A 20855-nucleotide genomic window follows, 5' to 3' on the forward strand; every position below is an offset into this window, starting at 1 on the left:
AATCTGTTCGCATGCTGTCGTACTGCTATATCTGTTTTAAAGCCTGTCAAAGTGCCGTCATTCAGCCAGGCAAGTTACCCAAGGCTCCGATTGTCGGCCAGGTTGCACTTAAAAAAGTCTGCGACCTTCAGTGCTGTAAACCGACATCCCGCACGGAGCATACATGGATAGTATCGTTGTCGCTGATAAGCAGTCTGCCGTCGCCACCCAGAATACCTGGGGCAATTTCTCACTGAAAAACCCCAGCGTCGTGCAGATGCCGGTAGCCCCCGACCAGGTGGCCACCGTGACCCGGCGCGGCCAGGACCTGATCGTGACCCTCAAGTCGGGCGAGAAGGTCACCATCGGCAATTTCTTCGCCGCCGACCAGGCAGGCGTTGCCAGCGACATGGTGTTCGTTGGCGAAGACGGCACCCTGTGGCACGCCAACTATGATGCACAGGCCTTCACCGGCTTCACCTTCGACCAGGTGCAATCGCTGGACGAAGTGGTGGCCGGCATCGGTGCGGCCGGCAGTGCCACGCAGACCTTCGCCATTGCCGGCCTCAGCCTGCTCGGCGCTGGTGGCGTGGCTGCTGCGGCCAGCAGCAATAACAACAGCAGTAACTCCAGTGATAACGACACCACGGCCCCGGCAACCCCCATCGACCTGCTGGTTTCGCCCGACGGCCTGCGCCTGAGCGGGCGCGGTGAAGCGGGCGCCACGGTCAAGGTGTTCGATGCCGCAGGCAACCTGATCGGCACCGGCACGGTGGGTGCCGATGGCGCCTTCAACGTCAACCTGACAACGCCCCAGCTCAACGGCGGCAACCTCGGCGTAACCCTCACCGACGCCGCAGGCAACACCTCCGACGGCGGCCAGGTCACTGCCCCGGTCGCCCCGACACCGGCGCCGCCCACCGACCTTGCAACCAACGCCCAAGGCACCTTGATCACCGGCCGCGGCGAACCCGGCCTCACGGTGCAGGTGCGCGACACCGACGGCAACCTGCTCGGCACCGGCACAGTCAGCCCCGACGGCACCTTCGAGGTGCCGCTTGACCCGCCCGTGATCGACGGCCGTACCCTGCACGTGCGCATTCTCCATAGCTCCGGCGCCGCCTCCGACCCAGGCTCAGTGGATGCCGTTGACCTAGTCGCCCCCGACGCGCCCACCGCACTGACCCTGGCCGATGGCGTGTTGCTCAAAGGCCACGGCGAGCCCGGCACCAACGTGGAAGTGCGCGATGCCGACGGCAACCTGCTCGCCACGGGCACAGTCGATGCTGATGGCAACTTCAGCATCACCCTCGACCCACCCATTGCCAGCGGCATCACCCTGCAAGTGACCCTGATCGACGCCGCGGGCAATGTGTCCGACCCAGGCGCCGTCACCTCCCCTGGGGAGCAAGCCCCGGATCAGCCGGTGGACCTGGCCCTGGCCAATGGCGTCACCCTGACCGGCCGCGGCGAAGCCGGCACTACCGTGCAAGTGCGCGACGCCGCCGGTAACCTGATCGGCAGTGGCGTGGTCAATGCCGATGGCACGTTCAGCATCACCCTGGACCCAGCCCAGGCCAATGGCGAAGTGCTCGACGTACGCCTCATCGACGAGGCCGGCAACGAATCCGCGCCACTGGCCTTCACCGCACCCGACATCACCCCGCCCGACACGCCCAGCCAACTGCTGATCAGCCCGGACGGCACCCTGGTCTATGGCCGCGCCGAACCGGGCAGCACGGTGCGCGTCCTGGCCGCCGATGGCACCACGGTGCTGGGAACGGGGGTGGTCGGTGCGAACGGCCTGTTCGCCATCTCCCTGGACCCGCCTCAAACTGATGGCTCCACGCTGCAGGTAACCGCGACCGATGCCGCCGGCAACGTGTCGCAGCCCGGTACCGTGACATCCAATGACGCGCAACCACCGGCGCAGCCCACCGACCTGACGCTGGCCGATGGCATCACCTTCAGCGGTAAGGGCGAACCCAACAGCACCGTGCAAGTGCGCGACGGTGACGGCAACGTGATTGGCACCGGCGTGGTCGATGCCGATGGCAATTTCAGCATCACCCTTTCCCCGGCCCAGGCCAACGGCGAAGCCCTCGATGTGCGCCTGGTCGACGCCGCCGGCAATACCTCAGTCCCCCTGCAGTTCGACGCCCCGGACATCACCGCCCCCAACCCGGTCAGCGGCATCGCCGTGGGCCCCGGCGGCCTGGAACTGGCCGGCAGCGGTGAGGCCGGTGCGACCGTGCAGGTACGCGATGCCGATGGCAACCTGCTGGGCGAAGGCCTGGTCAGTGCCAATGGCACCTTCATCGTTGTGCTTTCCCCTGCTGCCCAGCCGGGCGAGCAACTGAGCGTGGTGCAGACCGACGCCGCTGGCAACGCCTCCACCGCTGTCGACTATGAGGTGCCTGCCACCAGCATACCCACCAGCCCAACCGACCTCGTCGTCGCGGCCGATGGCAGCAGCGTCAGCGGCAACGCCCAGGCCGGCACCCGGGTGAACGTGCGCGATGCCGACGGCACCCTGCTCGGCAGTGTGGTGGTCGGCGGCGACGGCACCTTCACCGTCGGCCTCTCCCCGTCGCAAGCCAATGGTCAATTGCTGGATGTCACCGCCGTCGATGCCGACGGAACCTCGTCGCTGCCTGCACAGGTGAGTGCGCCGGACATCACAGCGCCTGGCGTACCGGCAGATCTGGCCGTGAGCGCCAACGGTGCCATCGTCACTGGCCGTGCCGAAGTCGGCAGCACCGTGCGGGTACTGGCCGCCGATGGCACCACCGTGCTCGGCACGGCGGTGGTCGGTAGTACCGGTGTGTTCGCCATCACCCTCGTTCCCCCGCAGGTCGATGGTGAGCAACTGCAAGTTACCGCCACCGACGTTGCCGGTAATACCTCCACCGCTGGCAGCGTCACCGCCCCGGATATCGGCGGCACCGACATCACGCCACCGGATGCACCCACCGGACTGGTGATCGGCCTGGCCGGCCAACAGCTGATTGGCCGTGGCGAAGCGGGCGCCAGCGTGCAGGTGCGCGATGCCCAGGGCAACCTGATCGCCAGCGGCACGGTGGCAGGCGATGGCAATTTCCTGATTACCCTGAACCCACCGGTGAACGATGGCAGCAGCGTGCAGGTGACCCTCACCGACGCGGCTGGCAACGTCTCCCAACCGACCTCAGTCACCTCCCCCGACCTGCTGCCACCGGCACAACCCACCGACCTGGCCCTGGTCGATGGCATAACTTTCAGCGGTAAAGGCGAGCCCAACAGCATCGTGCAAGTGCGCGATGCTGGCGGCAACCTGCTCGGCAGTGGCACGGTTGGCGGCGATGGCAACTTCAGCATCACCCTCTCCCCGGCCCAGGCCAATGGCGAAGCCCTCGAAGTGCGCCTGGTCGACGCCGCCGGCAATGCCTCGATCCCCCTGCAGTTCGACGCCCCGGACATCACCGCCCCCAACCCGGTCAGCGGCATCGCCGTGGGCCCCGGCGGCCTGGAGCTGGCAGGCAGCGGTGAGGCCGGAGCGACCGTGCAGGTGCGTGATGCCGATGGCAACCTGCTGGGCGAAGGCCTGGTCAGTGCCAATGGCACCTTCATCGTTGTGCTTTCCCCAGCCGCCCAGCCGGGCGAGCAATTGAGCGTGGTGCAGACCGACGCCGCTGGCAACGCCTCCACCGCTGTCAGCTATGAGGTGCCTGCCACCAGCATACCCACCAGCCCGACCGACCTCGTCGTCGCGGCTGATGGCACCAGCGTCAGCGGTAGCGCCCAGGCCGGCACCCGTATAGACGTGCGCGGCGCCGACGGCACCTTGCTGGGCAACGTGGTGGTCGGTGGTGACGGCACCTTCACCGTGGGCCTCTCCCCAGCGCAAGCCAACGGCCAACTGCTGAACATTACCGCCGTCGATGCCGACGGCACTTCGTCGCTGCCTGCACAGGTCAATGCACCCGACATCACCGCGCCCAACGTGCCGGCCGATCTTGCCGTCAGTGCCGATGGCGCCATCGTCACTGGCCGTGCCGAAGTCGGCAGCACCGTGCGGGTACTGGCCGCCGATGGTACTACCGTGCTCGGCACGGCGGTGGTCGGCAGCACCGGCGTATTCGCCATCACCCTCGTTCCCCCGCAGGTCGATGGTGAACAGCTGCAAGTGACTGCCACCGACCTTGCCGGCAATACGTCCACCGCGGGCAATGTCACCGCCCCGGATATCGACGGCACCGACATCACGCCACCGGATGCGCCCACAGGCCTGGTGATCGGCCTGGCCGGCCAGCAACTGATTGGCCGTGGCGAAGTCGGCGCCAGCGTGCAGGTGCGCGATGCCCAGGGCAACCTGATCGCCAGCGGCACGGTGGCGGGCGATGGTAATTTCCTGATTACCCTGAACCCACCGGTGAACGATGGCAGCAGCGTGCAGGTAACCCTCACCGACGCGGCCGGCAACGTCTCCCAACCGACCTCGGTCACCTCCCCCGACTTGCTGCCACCGGCACAACCCACCGACCTGGCGCTGGTCGACGGCGTCACCTTCAGCGGTAAAGGCGAGCCCAACAGCTTCGTGCAAGTGCGCGACAGCCTGGGCAACCTGATCGGCAGCGGCCAAATCGACGCGGACGGCAACTTCAGCATCACCCTCTCCCCGGCCCAGGCCAATGGCGAAACGCTGGATGTACGCCTGGCCGACGCGGCGGGCAACACCTCCGTGCCACTGGAATACACGGCGCCCGATATCACCCCGCCCGCCGAGGTCAGCAATATCGTGGTCGCCACCGGTGGCCTGGCCTTGAGCGGGCGCGGCGAAGTGGGCGCCAGCGTGCAAGTGCGCGACGCCAATGGCAACCTGCTGGGTAGCGGCACGGTGACAGCCAACGGCAGCTTCCTGATCGTGCTCGACCCCGCCGCCCAGCCTGGCGAGCGCTTGACCCTGGTGCAAACCGATGCCGCCGGCAATGCTTCCCCGGCGCTGCAGTATGACGTGCCGCTGACCCAGGTGCCTGAGAGCCCCAGCGGGCTCAGTGTCGCCGCCGACGGCAGCAGCCTGAGCGGCACCGCGCCTGCGGGCACCCGGGTGGATGTGCGCGACCCCAATGGCACCCTGGTGGGCAGCGTGGTGGTTGGCGCCGAAGGTACCTTCAACCTGCCGCTCAGCCCGCCCCAGGCCAACGGCGAACTGCTGGACGTCACCGCCGTCGACAGCGCCGGCGGCACCTCCCTGCCCACGCAAGTCAGCGCACCCGACATCACCGCCCCAAGTACCCCCGCCGACCTTGCCGTAAGCGCCGATGGCAGCACGGTCACTGGCCGCGCGGAGCCTGGCAGCAGCGTGCGCGTGCTGGCCGCTGACGGCATCACCGTGCTGGGCAGCGCCGTGGCCGGCGTTACCGGCACGTTCAGCGTAAGCCTGTCGCCCGCCCAGATAGATGGCGAGCAACTGCAGGTCACCGCCACCGACACGGCGGGCAACACCTCCACGGCGGGCACTGTCACCGCACCGGATGTCGACGGCGGCGGTGACACCACCCCACCGCAACCGGCCACCGACCTGCTTATCAGTATCGACGGGCGCACGGTGTCTGGCCGCGGTGAAATCGGTGCCACGGTCAAGGTGCTGAACGACCAGGGCCAGGTGATCGGCACAGGCACGGTACAGCCTGACGGCGCCTTCACCTTGCAACTGGGGGTAGCGGTAACCGATGGCTCGTCGCTGCAAGTTACCCTCACCGACGCTGCGGGCAACGTGTCCACGCCCAGCCCGCTGGTCTCGCCAGACTTGCTGGCCCCGGCACAACCCATCGGGCTTAGCCTCATCGATGGCGTAACCCTGGCCGGCACCGCCGAGCCAGGCGCACGGGTGGATGTGCGTGATGCCAATGGCAACCTGATCGGCACCGGCATCGTCAGCCAGGACGGCAGCTTCAGCCTGATCCTCGACCCGGCCCAGGCCAATGGCGAGCAGTTGTCCATCACCGCCACCGACGCGGCAGGCAACACCTCTACCCCGCTGAGCTATACCGCACCGGATATCACCCCGCCGGCGATCATCAGCGATGTGGTGGTCGGTGACGGCAGCCTCACGGTATCTGGCCGCGGCGAACCCGGCGCGACCGTGGAAATCCGCGATATCAATGGCAATCTGCTTGGCAGCGGTGTGGTCGCGGCCAATGGCACGTTCCTGGTCGGCCTCGGCAACCCGGTCACGGCAGGCGAAGCCTTGGTGTTGGTGCAGACCGACGTGGCAGGCAACCCGTCGCTCGGCCTGGTGGTCATCGTACCGGCCACTGAATTGCCGGACAGCCCCAGCGGCCTGGTGGTTGCCGCCGATGGCACGTCCATTACCGGCAACGCGCCGATTGGCAGCCTGGTCGAGGTGCGTGATGCCAACGGCAACGTGATCGGCAGCGTGCAAGTTGGCAACGGCGGCACTTTCACCGTCAGCCTCACCCCAGCCCAGGCCAATGGCGAACTGCTCGACGTGGTGGCCATCGACGCCGACGGCAACAGCTCGTTGCCAACCCAGGTCAGCGCCCCGGACATCACCCCGCCGAACGAGGCCAGCGACCTGCTGGTGAGCGCTGACGGCCTGCTGCTCACCGGCCGCGGCGAACCCGGTGCCACCGTGCAAGTCAGCAATGCCCAGGGCACCCTGCTGGGCAGCGCCGTGGTGGGCGCCAATGGCCAATTCAGCGTCACCCTGGTGCCCGCGCAAACCGACGGCCAGGAACTGGACGTGGTGCTGCGCGACGCCGCCGGCAACAGCTCCATCGCCAATATCACCGCCCCGGACACCGATGGCCCGCTGCAACCTTCGGCCCTGAGCGTCGACATCACCGGCCTGCACCTTACAGGCCTGGGCCAGGTTGGCTCGACGGTCACCGTGCGCGCGGCCAATGGCAGCGTGCTGGGCGTAAGCGTGGTCGGCGCCGACGGGCACTTCGACGTCACCCTGATTGCCGCCCAGCGCAACGGTGAAAGCCTGACCGTGGAAGCCACCGACAGCCTGGGCAACAGCGCTGGGCCCGTGGCCTTCACCGCACCAGACCATACCCCGCCACAAGCGGTGGTCAGCCCGTCCATCGACGGCCTGGGGGCAACCGTTACCGGCACCGGCGAAGTGGGCGCCACGGTGACCGTGCGCGGGCCGGACGGCAGCGTTCTGGGCAGCGCGCTGGTGGCCGTCAATGGCAGCTTCACCGTTACCCTGGTTCCACCGCAAACCAACGGCCAGGTCCTGAGCGTCACCCAGACCGACGCTGCAGGCAACGTGTCTGGCGCCACCCCCCTACCGGCGCCAGATACCCAGGCACCGAATGCGCCCACCGGCCTGCTGCTGTCGGCTGACGGCGCCGTGGTCACCGGCAGCGGCGAGCCCGGCACACGGGTGCAGGTGACCGGCGTTGCCGGCGTGGTCCTGGGCACTGCCGTGGTTCAGGCCGATGGCAGTTTCAGCGTGGCCCTCATCCCCGCCCAGCTCAATGGCCAAACCCTGTCGGTTACCCTGACCGATGGCGGCGGCAATACCTCCGGCGCGGGCACCCTGCTCGCCAGTGACCTGCAAGCGCCAAGCCCGGCGCTGATCCTTGGGCTGGTCAATGGCGGCACCGTGCTCAACGGGGTGGGCGAAATCGGCACCGCCGTACAAGTGCGCAACAGCGCCGGGCAACTGCTCGGCAACGGCGTGGTCGATGCCGATGGCAACTTCAGCGTCACCCTCAGCCCAGCACAAACCAACGGCCAGGTGCTGTCGGTGGTGCTCATCGACGGTGCTGGCAACACCTCGCCGTCGGCCTCGTTCACCGCGCCTGACACCACCGCCCCGGCCCTGCCGGTTGGCCTGCAGGTAAGTGCCGACGGCACCAGCGTGCACGGCAGCGGTGAGGTCGGTGCACGGGTGGAGGTGCGCAACGCCGAAGGCGACCTCTTGGGCACCCTGGTGATACCGGTGGGCGGCAGCTTCAGCGTGCCGCTGCTGCCGGCGCAACTGGATGGCCAGACGCTTCAGGTGACCTTGATCGACGCCGCTGGCAATGCCTCCACCAGCGCCGCGGTCAACGCACCCGATATCACCCCGCCCGCATTGCCCACCGCCCTGGCGGTAAGCCTCGACGGCAGCACTGTCACCGGTAATGCGCCGGGTGCCAGTTCGGCGACCGTGACCGACCCCAATGGCAATGTGTACACGGTGTCGGTCAACAGCGATGGCAGCTTCAGCGTGCCATTGACGCCCCCGCTCACCAATGGCGAAGTCCTCAGCGTGGTGGTCAGCGACGCCGCTGGCAACCAGACCGCCCCGTCCATCGTCATTGCCCCCGACACCACCCCGCCCCTGCCCGCTGGCGACGTCACGGTCAGCCTCGACGGCGCCGTCATCAGCGGCACCGCCGAGCCCGGCACCACGGTCATCGTGCGCGATGGCAGCACACAACTGGGCATCGGCACCGTGGGGCCGGATGGCACCTTCGTGATAACGGTCATTCCGGCCCTGGTCACCGGCGACACGGTGCAGTTGGTGGTGCGCGATGGCGGTGGCAACGAAACCTCCATCAATGTCGACGGCCCGGATGGCAACGAAGCAGCCACGCCCACGGCACTGGCGCTGAGCGTCGACGGCTTCGTGCTGACCGGTGAAGGTACGGTGGGCTCGCTGATCACCGTCACCTCCGGGGGCGCCACCTTGGGCACCGGCACGGTGGGCAGCGATGGGGTGTTCCACATCTTCTTCGCCAGCGCCCTGCTCAATGCGCAAACCCTGCAAGTCAGCGCGCGCCTGGCGGTGGGTGGCAAACCGTCGGTACCGGCGATTATCGTTGCCGCCGACGCCACCGCGCCGGATGCACCGAACTTGCTGGCCCTCGACCGCACCGGCACCACCCTGACCGGCCATGGCGAAGTGGGCGCCACGGTGCGCGTAGTGGATGCCCAGGGCACCTTGCTGGGCACCGCGACGGTCGCCAGCAACGGGCTGTTCAGCGTCGTGCTGGTGCCACCCCAAGCCAACGGCCAGAACCTCACCATCACCCAGGCCGACGCCGCCGGCAACGTTTCCCTCGCGGCCACGCTGCAAGCGGCCGACATACAGGCGCCAAACGCCGCCACCGGGCTGAGCCTGAACAGCGCCGCCACCGTGGTCAGCGGCCAAGGCGAAGCCGGCGCTACGGTGACCGTGCGTGACGCCCTCGGCGTGATACTGGCCACCGGCACGGTGAACCTGAGCGGGCAGTTCCAGATTACCCTGCCCACCGCGCAGACCACCGGCAGCCCCCTGCAGGTGACCCTGACCGACGCCGCCGGCAACGTGTCCGGCACAGCGCTGCTGGCCACCCCAGACCGCACGCCACCGCTCGCCGTCAGCAACCCGGTACTCAGCGCCGACGGCAAGCAGTTGTCCGGCAGTGGTGAAGCCGGTGCCACCGTGCAGGTGCGCAACGCCGCCGGCACCGTGCTGGGAACCGCCGTGGTCGGTGCCGATGGGCGCTTCACGGTGACCTTCGACACGCCACAAATCACCGGCGCCGCGATTGGCGTCACCCAGGTGGATGCTGCGGGCAACGTGTCGCCCGCCATCAACCTGGCAACCCCGGACCTGACCGCGCCAACGCCACTGACCAACGTGGTGCTCAACAACAACGGACTCACCCTCACCGGCCTGGGCGAAGCCGGCGCCAGCGTCACCGTGCGCGGTGCCGATGGCACCATCATCGGCACCGGCCTGGTGGCAGCCAATGGCAGCTTCACCCTGGTTCTGCTGACCGCCCAGCTCAATGCCCAGCATTTGAGCGTGACCCAGACCGACGCCAGCAACAACACCTCCACCGCCGTCACCGTCATTGCCCCGGACCACACCCCGCCAGCGGCGCCGAGCGCCCTGGCCCTGTCGCTCGGCGGCCTGCAACTGAGCGGCAACGCCGAAGCCGGCAGCACGGTGACCGTGCGCGATGCCGCAGGCAACGTGCTGGGCACCGCAGTGGCCACCAGCAACGGCACCTTCCAGCTCACCCTGAACAGCGCGCAAACCAACGGCCAGGCGCTGCAGGTGACCGCCACCGATGCGGCGGGCAATGTGTCGGCTGCAGCCCCCTTCCTCGCCGCCGACATCACCCCGCCCGCCGTGGTCGCCAACCTGGCGGTATCGCCCAATGGCGCGACCCTGGCCGGTACTGGCGAGGCTGGCGCCACGGTCACCGTGCGCGCGCCGGACGGCACTGTACTGGGCACCGCGCTGGTCGGCGCCGATGGCCAGTTCAGCGTCAACTTGAGCCCTGCCGCCAGTACCGGCGAAATCCTCAGCGTCACCCAGGCCGACGCCGCGCTGAACGTTTCGCCGATCCTGACCGTGGTCGCCCCCGGCGTCACCGCCCCGGATGTGCCCGGCAACCTGGTGTTGTCGGCCAATGGCCTGGCCGTGACCGGTACCGGCACCGCGGGCGCCACGATCAAGGTCTATGGCCCCACCGGCGCCCTGCTTGGCAGCGCCGCGGTGGCCAATGACGGCACCTTTACCGTCAACCTCGGCAGTGCCCAGGCCAACGGCGAACTGCTGCATGTGAACGCCGTGGGCACCGATGGCAGTGTTTCGCTGCCGGCCACCCTGCAAGCGCCCGACACCACCGCACCACTACCGCTGAGCAACCTCGCGCTGTCCCTCGATGGCCTGGTACTGACCGGCCGCGGCGAGGCCGGCGCCACCGTTACCATCACTGGCCTCGGCGGGCTGGCCCTCGGCACTGCCGTGGTCGATGCCAGCGGCAACTTCAGCGTCAACCTGGGCGCCGCGCAGCTCAACGGCCAGTTGCTGAGCGCTGCGCAAACCGACGCCGCCGGCAACGAGTCCAACAGCGTCAACCTCACCGCACCCGACCGGATTGCACCCAACGCCCCGGCCAACCTGGCCTTCGCCGGCGGTGGCAGCCTGCTCAACGGCACCGGTGAAGCCGGCGCGCTGGTGAAGGTGGTGGCGCTCAACGGCACCGTGCTGAGCACCGGTGTGGTACTGGCCAACGGCACCTTCCAGGTGGTGTTGCTCACGCCCCAGGCCAACGGCCAGCAAGTGCAGGTGGTACTCACCGACGCCGCGGGCAACCAGTCCGCCGCCGGCGCCATCACCGCGCCAGACACCACACCACCGAACGCCCCCAGCGAACTGGCGATTTCCAGTGACGGGGTAACCATTACCGGGCGCGGTGAAGCCGGGGCCTCGGTCACGGTCACCAACCCGCTCGGCCAGCCCATCGGCACCACTATCGTCGATGCCAGCGGGCACTTCACCATCACCCTCAACCCGGCCCTGGGCAATGCCGAACTGCTCAGCTTCACCCAAACCGACGGCGCCGGTAACGTCTCTGCCGTCGCCACCCTGCTGACCCCGGACTTCACCCCACCAGACCTGCTCACCAATGTGGTCATCAGCGCCGACGGCAGCGTGATCAGCGGCTCGGGCGAACCCGGCGCAACGGTGACGGTCACCAACGCCGCCGGCGTACTGCTGGGCACTACCCTGGTACTGGCCGATGGCAGCTTCCGCGTGGTGTTGACGCCAGCGCAGATCAACCAGCAAGTGCTGGCGGTGCAGCAGGCTGACCCACCCGGCAACATCAGCGACCCCGTCACGGTCAACGCACCGGACCTGACGCCCCCGGCTGCCGCCGCCGCACTGCACCTCAATGCCGCCGGCGACCAGCTCAGCGGTACCGGTGAGGCTGGCACCACGGTGCGGGTCTACGTCGGTGTCGTCGAAATCGGCACTGCCACCGTGGCCGCCAATGGCACCTTCGTGGTCAACCTCAACGCAGCGCAACTCAATGGCCAGGTCTTGCAGGTCACCCTGCAGGATGCCAGCAACAACGTGTCGGCAATCAGCACCCTTACCGCCGTCGACATCACGCCACCGGCCACGGTGGTGGCCACGCTCAACGCCAGTGGCACCCAGGTCAGCGGTACCGGCGAGGCCGGCGCGCACGTCACGGTGATGAACAACCTGGGTAACCTGATCGGCCAGGGCACCATCGCCGCCGACGGCAGCTTCGTGGTCACGCTCACCACGGCGCAGGTCAACGGCCAGGTCCTGAGCGTCATCGCCCAGGACGCCACCGGCAACCCGTCCGTGCCACTGCAACTGACCGCACCCGACCTGACCCCACCCGTACAACCCGGCAACCTGCTGCTCACCGGTGGCCTGGTGCTCACGGGCACGGGCGAAGTCGGTAGCACCATTACCGTTCGCGCCCCGGACAACACCGTACTGGGCACCACCACGGTGCCGGCGGGCGGCGTGTTCACCATCACCTTCACAGCGTCGCAAAGCACCGGCCAGCTGCTGACCGTGGTGTCCACCGATGGCGCGGGCAACGCCTCGCTGCCGGCCACCTACCAGACCCTCGACACCGTGGCACCGACCGCAGTCACCAACCTGGCCATCAACAACACCTACAACATCCTCACCGGGCACGGCGAGGCCGGCGCCACGGTGACGGTCAGCTTCGGCGGCGTGGTCATCGGCACCGGCGTGGTCAACAGCGGCGGCAACTTCTCCATCACCCTGCAACCGGCCCCAGGCTCGGCGGCGTCGCTGGCGGTCACCCAAACCGATGCGGCCAACAACACTTCGGCGGTGGCGACCTACATCACGCCGCTGGTGCCGGCACCGGAGCCACCGGTGAACGTCGCGCTGGCCGCCAACGGCCTCACGCTCACCGGTACCGCCGCCACGGGTGCCTCGATTCGCGTGTACGACGCCGCCGGCAACTTGATCGGCAGCGGCTCGGCCAACATTGGTAACGGTGGCTTCAGCATCACCTTGAGCAGCGCCCAGCTAAACGGGCAGCATTTGTCTGTTACCGCCGTGTCGCTGCTGGGCGGTGAGTCGCAACCGGTGTTCGTGATCGCAGCCGACATCACCCCACCGGCCAACCCGGTGGTCAGCGCGCTGTCGGCCAACGGCCTGGTACTGACCGGCACCGGTGAGGCCGGCGCCACGGTGACCGTGCGCGATGCCAGCGGCAACGTGCTGGGCACAGGCCTGGTCAACGGCGGTGGCGTATTCAGCGTCAACCTGGCCAGCGCCCAGCTCAACGGCCAGGTGCTGAGCCTGACCCAAGCCGACGCGGCATCGAACGTTTCCGGCGCCACCAGCTACACCGCGCCGGATACCCAGGCCCCGCTGGCACCGAGCAACCTGGCGATCAATGGCACCGGGACCGTGCTCACTGGCGTGGGTGAAGTGGGCGCCACCGTTACCGTGACCAACCAGGGAGGAACGACACTTGGCACCGCCGTGGTTCAGGCTAACGGCACCTTCAGCGTCACCCTGCTGACCCCGCAGACCAATGGCCAGGCACTGGTGGTGCGCCAGGCCGATGCTGCCCATAACGTTTCTACCAGCACCGGCATCACAGCCCCAGACACCACGCCACCAGCCGCCCCGGTGGCCAGCGTCAACAGCAACGGCACCTCGGTCAGCGGCTCGGGCGAGGTTGGCAGCACGGTGACCGTGCGCAACAGCTCCGGGACCGTGCTTGGCACCGCCACGGTGGGCAGCAATGGCCTGTACGTGGTCAGCCTGAGCACCGCGCAGATCAACTTCCAGGCGCTGAGCGTCACCCTCACCGATGTCGCCGGTAACGTGTCGACTGCCACCGCGGTCAACGCACCGGACCTGACCCCACCGGCCAACGCCGGCAACCTGGTAATCAACGCCACCGGCACCACCCTCACCGGCACCGGCGAGGTCGGCGCCACGGTCACCGTGCGCAGCGCCAGCGGTACCGTGCTGCAAACCGGCACCGTGCAGGCCAACGGCACCTTCAGCATTACCCTGAGCCCTGCCCAGGACAACGGCCAGGTGTTGTCGGTAACCCTCACCGACCCACGCAGCAACGTCTCCGGCGCCGTTACCATCACCGCCCCGGACATCGACGCCAACCTGCCGCTGATCGCCACCAACAACCTGGCGACCGCCAACGTGGTGCTGGCGCCGGTCACGGCCACGCAAACCTACACGGACAGCTTCACCACCCTGCTGTCGGGCTTCAGCAAGACCTACACCTGGACCGTCGCCCCCGGCACCACGGTCGACCCGGTGTTGATGCTGACCACCAACAGCGTGCTGGCGCTGCTCAACAACTCAACCTTCGTGCTGCAGGTCAAAGACGCCACCGGTGCCTGGGTAACCATCGCCAACGGCAACACCCAAGGCCTGCTCGACCTGATCGTGCTGCCGCTGGGGCTGCAGGTGGACATCGGCGTGCTGCAAGCAGGCGACTATCGACTGACCGTGGCCAGCGGCGGCATCGGCCTGATTACCCAGGTCACCACCACCCTGGACATCGTCGCCAGTAGCCTGACCCAGTTCACCGGCACCGCCACCGCCGTCTCCGGCAACGTCATCACCGACCCCGGCACCAGTGGCGCCGTCGACTCCCTGGGCCCAGACAGCCTCGCCGTACTGCAAGTGCTGAAAAACGGCAGCTACGTGGCCGCTGCCAGCGGCGCCGGCACCACCGTGCAGGGCCAGTATGGCACCTTGGTGATCCACGCCGACGGCAGCTACACCTATACGCCCAACGGCAGCCCGTCGAGCGTCGGCAAGGTGGATGTGTTCAGCTACCAGCTGGTACACCCCAACGGCCTCACCGCGTCGGCCAACCTCTACGTGCGCATCGACAGCCCACAGGCTACGGAGGTTTGGAGCGACAGCAACCTCAGCGCCCCGGCCACGGTGGTGGATGCGGTCAACGATGTGGGCGCCAGCCATATCACCCTGGCCAACCGGGTCGACACCAGCACCGCCACGCTCGGCTCGCTGACCCTGCCGCTGATCGGCTCGCGCTCGGCCACCTACACCACCACGGTGGCCGCCAGTACCACGGCCGACCTGCAAGTGGTGGTCAACTCCACCAACCTGCTGGGCCTGCTCAACGGCACCACCATCCAGCTGCTCAAGCTCAACACGGCCACCGGCCAGTACGTGGTGGTGCAGACGGTGGGGGGCAGTTCGCTGATCAGCCTGCTTGGTGGTGGCGCCGGCTACACCTTCACCGGCCAGGGTGCGGGCACCTACCACATCGTGGTGACCGCCGGCGGCATCGGCCTGGCAAGCTCGATCACCACCAGCCTCAACACCACCACCACGCACCTGACCGACTACGTGGTCAGCAGCGCGACGGTGGCCAGTGGCAACCTGATCACCAACCCGGCCGGCACCGATGTCCTGGGGTCGCCATTGACCGTGCTGAGCGTGCTCACGGCCGTGAACACCTTCACCATCCCCGGCTACAACGGGGTCAGCGTGGCCGGCCAGTACGGCACCCTGCTGGTGCACGCCGATGGCAGCTACACCTACACCCTCAACAGCGGGCTGACCTCGGCGGTGATCGGCCAGCACGACACCTTCACCTACGAGCTGACCCACCCCAACGGCACCACCGACACCGCCACCCTCACCATCAACCTGGACAACGCCGCCGGCCTCACCACCTTCTCCGCGCTGGTAGCCGACAGCGTCGATGACACCAGCGCCGTCGCCAGCGTCGCCGCTGCAGCAACCAGCGAGGTGATCGCTGGCACCGACGGCAACGACCACCTGGTCGGCAGCCAGGGCGGCCACATCACCCTGGAAGGCGGCGCGGGCAACGATATTCTCGAAGTGGTCGACCAGAACTTTGCCAGCGTCGACGGTGGCACCGGCACCGACACCCTGCTGTGGGGCGGCGGCGATGCCAGCATCGACCTGGCCAACCTGGCCGACCGTATCCACAACATCGAGATCATCGACCTCAACGACACCAGCGCAGTGGCGCTGACCCTCAACCTGGCCGACGTGGTGGCGATCACCGAACCCGGCAACAACACCTTGATCATCAAGGGCGATGACAAGGACTCAGTGCACATGACCGACACCTGGAACCTGGTTGGCAACCAGGTTTCCGACGGCATCGACTATAACCAATACACGGCCCAGGACGATCCAAGCCACCAGCTGTGGGTGCAGAACAGCGTTCACGTCGTCTGAGGCCGCTGCATTCCGCCGGGCACACCGCCCGGCGGCAAGGACGATCAGCAGTAAGGGAATTTCGTGAAGCGAAGCAGTCCGCTGTCACCGCTGTGGCTGGGCGCCCTCGGGCTCCTGGCGTTGACTCTCCACCCGGTTGCCCTGGCAGCCGATGATATCGACCCCAGGCTGCGCAGCATCGGGCCGTCACTGCTACGTGACGCGCCCGACGCCATCCCCGCCCGGCCACCTGCCGTGCAGGCCGCCAGTGGCGGCGATCGGCTGGGTCTTTCCGAAGCGGTGTTGACCGCCGCGCAATGGCACCCGAGCATCGCCGAAGCCATCGGCAACCTGTACAAGCAAGGCGAGGGCATCAACGTGGCCCGCGCCGGTTACTACCCGCAGATCTCCGGTGGCATTCGCACCGGTTATGACACAGGCTACGGCGGCGACCGCAACAGCCAGGCGCTGAACCTGTCGCTCAAGCAGATGCTGTACGACTTCGGCAAGGTCGACAGTGCCGTCAATGCCGCCAAGGCCGCCGCCAACCGGGCCCAGGCCAATATCCTGCTGGTGGTCGACGACCTGGCCCGCGATACCGCCTACGCCTGGATCGAAACCCGCCGCTACGAGCAGTTGATGGTCATTGCCCGCGACCAGATCCGCGGCGTTGGCGACATCGCCGGCATGGCCCGCCAGCGCAGCGACATGGGCGCCAGCACGCGCTCCGACGTGGTGCAGGCCGAATCGCGTGTGGAAGGCGCCCGCGCCACCCTGGAGGAGTACCAGTCGCAATACGAACGCTGGCGTTCCACCCTGGCCGAACTGCTTGGCCGCGCGTCGCCCCCGGCACTGGCCGAAGCGCCGCCGCCGGAGCTGAACCAGGCCTGCAAACGGCCGGCCAATGGCGCCGACCGCTTGCCCGCGGTGCTGATGGCCCTGGCCCTGCGTGCCCAGTCCCAGGCCGAACTGGCCCAGGCCAAGGCCGAAGCCTATCCCACCGTGTCGCTGCAGCCGCAGGTCAACCACTACCTGGACAACGACTACAACCGCGATAACTCGCGGCTGGACCGTACCCAGGCCGGCATCTACCTGAACGTCGAGGTGCCGATCTACCAGGGCGGCGCCATCAGCGCGCGCAGCCGCGCCGCCGGTTACGCCCTGAGCTCCGCCGATTCCGCCGAAGATGCAGCGCGCCTGCAGGCGCGCCGCGGCTTGGCCGAGGCGGTGGCGCAAACGTCGGGCCTGGGGCGGCGCCTGAGTTCACTGGAAGCGCGCCAGACCAGCATCCAGGAAGCCCGGGAGCTGTATGGCCGGCAATACCTGGACCTGGGCACCCGGCCGCTGCTCGACCTGCTCAACGCCGAGCAGGAAATCTACCAGTCGCGCTTCGAGCTGGCCGGCACCCGTTCCGACCTGCTGCGCCTGGATGTCGACTGCCTGTACAACACCGGTGCCCTGCGTACCGCCTTCGGGCTGGAAGGGCGCAACCTGCAAGGGGTGGAGATCGAGCCATGAACGATACCGTCAACCTGCCCCAGGGCGGTCAGGCGCAGCAACCTGAACAAACAGTGGCCCACCGCCCGGACCTTGGCCCGTGGCTGGAAGTGATGCTGCAGGTCGCCCACCACTACCGCCTGGATGTCTCGCCCCAGCGCATTCGCCTGGCGGCAGCGGAAGACGCCCGGCCCCTGGATGAAATCCTCCGCCACATGGCCCGCCAGGCCGGGCTGACCCTGCGCTTCGTGCGCTTCGATGCCAAGGCGCTGCGCCAGTGGCGCACGCCGCTGGTGCTGGAGCTCGACGATGGCCAGCTGGCCGTGGTGGAGGCGGTGACCGAGGAAAACGAACTGGCCGTGGTGTTCGCCGGCGACCAGGGGCTGACCTCGCGCCTGCCGCGCAGCGAGCTCGAAGGGCGCATCAACCGCGTGGCGCTGATGCGCCCTGCCCGCCCCCTGCGCGACGTGCGCACCGACGACTACACCGCGCCCTACGACCGCCACTGGTTCACCCGTATCGTGCTGCGCGACCTGCGCCCGTATGGCCAGGTGATGGTGGCCTCGCTGGTGGCCAACGTGCTGGCCCTGGCCGGGGTGCTGTTCTCGATGCAGGTGTACGACCGGGTGATTCCGGCTGAGTCGCTGCCCACCCTGTACGTGCTGTTCGGCGGGGTGGTGCTGGCGCTGGTGTTTGATTTCAGCATGCGCCTGTTGCGCCTGAAGGTCACCGACCTGCTCGGCAAGCGCGCCGACCTGCGGGTGTCCGACCTGGTTTACGGCCACGCCCTGCGCCTGCGCAATTCGGCGCGGCCAAAGTCCACCGGCTCGTTCATCTCGCAGTTGCGCGAGCTGGAATCGATACGCGACCTGATTACCTCCAGCACCGCCACGGCGCTGGCGGACCTGCCGTTCTTCCTGTTGTTCCTGTTCGTGTTCTGGCTGATCGGCGGCGTGCTGGTGTTCATTCCGCTGGTGGCGCTGCTGGCCATGGTGCTTCCAGGGCTGCTCGCCCAGCGGCGCCTGGCGGTGCTGGCCAATGCCTCGATGCGCGAGTCGTCGCTGCGCAACGCCATGCTGGTGGAGAGCATCCAGGGCCTGGACGAGATCAAGGCACTGCAGGCCGAGGCCCGTTTCGAGCGCCAGTGGAACCAATACAACGCCGCCTGCGCCCACACCAACCTGCGCCTGCGCACCCTCACCAACGGCCTGGTGACCTGGACCCAGAACGTGCAGGGCGCGGTGTTCGCCGTGGTGATCGTGATTGGCGCGCCGATGGTGATTGCCGGCGACCTCACCACCGGTAGCCTGGTGGCCGCCTCGATGCTGTCGTCGCGCATGATGGCGCCGCTGGCGCAGCTGACCCATGTGCTGACCCGCTGGCAGCAGGCCAAGGTGGCGCTGCAGGGCCTGGACAAGCTGATGCAGGCGCCCGTCGACCACCCCGAGGGCGAGGCCCGTGTGCACCTGCCAGCCATCCGCGGCGAATACCTGCTGCGCCAGGCGCACTTTCGCTACAGCCCCGAGGCCCCACCGGTGCTGAGCATCGGCCAGTTGGCCATCCAGCCGGGCGAGCGGATTGCCGTGCTCGGGCGCAACGGCGCCGGCAAGTCGACCCTGCTGCAGGCCCTGGGCGGGGCCATGGACCTGGCCCAGGGCGAGGTCAGCCTGGACGGTATCGCCATGGACCACCTCGACCCCGCCGACCTGCGCCGCGACGTCGGTTTGCTGGCGCAGTACGCACGGCTGTTCCACGGCACCCTGCGGGAAAACCTCACCCTCGGTGCCGGCCAGGCCAGCGACCAGGAACTGGTGGCGGCCCTGGCCGCCACCGGCGCGCTGGAATTCGTCCGCCGCCTGCCCAAGGGCCTCGACCACCTGATTCTCGAAGGTGGCCAGGGCCTTTCCGGCGGCCAGCGCCAGGCCCTGGTGCTGTCGCGCCTGCTGGTGCGCCAGCCGCAGGTGCTGTTGCTCGACGAACCCACCGCCTCGTTGGACGACACCACCGAGCGCAAGCTGCTGGATAACCTCGACCGCTTCTGCCAGGGCCGTACCCTGGTGATCGCCACCCACCGCCTCAGCGTGCTGCAGCGGGTACAGCGCATCATCGTGCTGGACGGCGGGCGTATCGTCATCGACGACCAGCGCGACGCCGCCCTGGCCAAGCTGCAAGGAGTGCAGGCATGAGCCAACACGAACTCCCCGCGTCCTACCTGGACGGCCAGGATGAGCAGGCCGTGCTGCGCGCCGGGCGCATCATCACGATCTGCGCGGCGATGCTCGCCGCGTTCCTGGCCTGGGCTGCCTGGTTCGAGGTCACCGAGGTGTCCACTGGCACCGGCAAGGTGATCCCCAGTTCACGGGAGCAGGTGATCCAGTCGTTCGAGGGCGGCATCGTTGCTGAAATGAACGTGGCCGAAGGCGACCTGGTCGAGCGCGGCCAGGTGCTGGCCCAGCTCGACCCAACCAAAACTGCCTCCAGCGTGGGCGAAAGCGAGGCCAAGTACCGTGCAGCCAAGGCCAGCGTGGCCCGCCTGCGCGCCGAGGTCACCGGCAAGCCGCTGAGTTTCCCCGAAAGCCTGAAGGACTCCCCCGAGCTGATCGACGCCGAAACGGCCCTGTACGAAACCCGCCGTCGCGGCCTGGAGCAGACCTTGGCCGGCATCGAGGATTCGCTGCGCCTGGTGCGTGCGGAGCTGAAGATCACCGAGAACCTGGCCAAGATGGGTGCGTCCAGCCGGGTGGAGGTGATTCGCCTGAACCGCCAGCGTTCGGAGCTGGAACTCAAGGCCAACGAGGCCCGCTCCGAGTACCTGGTGCGGGCGCGCGAGGAGCTGGCCAAGGCCAGCGCCGAGGCCGACAGTTTGTCGGAAGTGATTCGCGGGCGCAGCGATTCGCTGACGCGCCTGACCCTGCGCTCGCCGGTACGCGGCATCGTCAAGGACATCGAGGTCAACACCTTGGGCGGCGTGGTACAGCCCGGCGGCCAGGTGATGAAGATCGTGCCGCTGGACGAACGGTTGCTGGTGGAAACCCGCATCGCACCACGGGACATCGCCTTCATCCACCCCGACCAGGCGGCCAAGGTGAAGATCAGTGCCTATGACTATTCGGTGTACGGCGGGCTCGAAGGCAAGGTAGTGGGCATTTCGCCAGACACCCTGCAGGACGAGGTGAAGCCGGAGATCTATTACTATCGGGTGTTCATTCGCACCGAGCAGGACAGCCTGCAGAACAAGGCTGGCAAGCACTTTGCGATCGTGCCAGGGATGGTGGCGACGGTGGATATCCGCACCGGCGAGAAGACCATTCTCGATTACCTGATCAAGCCCCTGAACCGCGCCCGCGAGGCCTTGCGCGAGCGTTGACCCCTGAGCGCC

At 67.9% G+C, this 20855-nt stretch carries 4 protein-coding genes; all 4 read left to right on the plus strand.

Translation table 11 applies throughout. From position 1 onward, the window contains the following. Positions 1-163: 163 nt before the first annotated feature. Complete coding sequence (locus F3J45_RS05905; protein ID WP_167058802.1) at positions 164-16000, plus strand: BapA/Bap/LapF family large adhesin; 15837 nt, start codon at positions 164-166, stop codon at positions 15998-16000. A gap of 63 nt (positions 16001-16063) precedes the next feature. Next, positions 16064-17497: a TolC family outer membrane protein gene (locus tag F3J45_RS05910; protein WP_167058805.1), complete on the plus strand. Its 1434-nt coding sequence runs from the start codon at positions 16064-16066 to the stop codon at positions 17495-17497. After that, positions 17494-19662 carry a type I secretion system permease/ATPase gene (locus tag F3J45_RS05915; protein WP_167058808.1) on the plus strand — a complete coding sequence of 723 codons (2169 nt, stop codon included), beginning with the start codon at positions 17494-17496 and terminating at the stop codon, positions 19660-19662. The genes F3J45_RS05910 and F3J45_RS05915 overlap by 4 nt, the downstream gene beginning before the upstream one ends. Next, positions 19659-20843, plus strand: a complete 1185-nt coding sequence (locus tag F3J45_RS05920; protein ID WP_167058811.1) for an HlyD family type I secretion periplasmic adaptor subunit — start codon at positions 19659-19661, stop codon at positions 20841-20843. The genes F3J45_RS05915 and F3J45_RS05920 overlap by 4 nt, the downstream gene beginning before the upstream one ends. The last annotated feature ends 12 nt before the right edge of the window (positions 20844-20855 follow it).

The organism is Pantoea sp. Ap-967 (genome assembly GCF_011752565.1).
In the GTDB taxonomy this organism is placed as follows: Bacteria; Pseudomonadota; Gammaproteobacteria; order Pseudomonadales; family Pseudomonadaceae; genus Aquipseudomonas.